The sequence below is a fragment of the Mycobacterium asiaticum genome, assembly GCF_001673365.1.
Taxonomy (GTDB): Bacteria; Actinomycetota; Actinomycetes; order Mycobacteriales; family Mycobacteriaceae; genus Mycobacterium; species Mycobacterium asiaticum_A.
The window spans coordinates 1-843 of record NZ_LZLS01000128.1; the positions used below are offsets into that span (position 1 = coordinate 1).

The window sequence follows — 843 nt, forward strand, 5'->3', positions numbered from 1 at the left end:
TGTTTGTGCGCTCGACGGCGTTGAGTGTGCAGCTACGGCGGCCGCTTCGGCGTGTCGCCCGCCGTGAGCGCACACTCGACGCCGCTAATGCACACTCGGAGCCGCGAGTGCACACTCGAGGCCCCTGTCCATCAACGGCTTTGAGTGTGCGCTCACGGCGGGCGACACGCCGAAGCGGCCGCCGTAGCTGCACACTCAACGCCGTCGAGCGCACAAACAAAGTCCAACTGGCTGGTCGTAGCGCGTCGTCGAGCGAGCCTGCGCGAGAGTTACTCGAGCTGGTCCCGAAGCCGGGCCAGGGACTTAGCCAGCAACCGGGACACGTGCATCTGTGAGATGCCGACCCGTTCGGCGATCTGCGTCTGCGTCATCGACTCAAAAAACCGCAGTACCAACACAGTTCGTTCGCGCTCGGGCAACGCCTCCAGTAACGGGCGCAGTGCCTCGCGGTTTTCGATCCGATCCAGACCCGCGTCCACGTCGCCCAGCGTGTCAGCGATGGCGCGGGCGTCGTCGTCTTCGTTGCCGCCACCGCTATCGATGGACAACGTGTTGTAGGAGCTGCCAGCCACCAGGCCCTCGACCACCTCGGCGCGGTCCATACCGAGTTCGACGGCGAGTTCGGTGGCGGTCGGCGCCCGACCCAGCCGCTGCGACAGTTCGGCCGTGGCGGTGCCCAGCCGCAGGTGCAGTTCCTTGAGCCGGCGCGGGACCTTGACCGACCAACTGTTGTCCCGGAAGTGGCGACGGACTTCACCCATGATGGTGGGCACCGCGAAAGAGACGAAATCCGAACCGGTTTCGACGTCGAAGCGGACGACAGCGTTGACCAGTCCAACCCGC

1 protein-coding gene is annotated in these 843 nt (G+C 65.6%); it reads right to left on the reverse strand.

All coding sequences use genetic code 11. The annotated features are described in order from the left end of the window. Window positions 1-269: 269 nt before the first annotated feature. On the reverse strand, window positions 270-843 hold a 574-nt coding region (locus A5634_RS13640), incomplete at its 5' end, for a SigB/SigF/SigG family RNA polymerase sigma factor (RefSeq protein WP_065144203.1).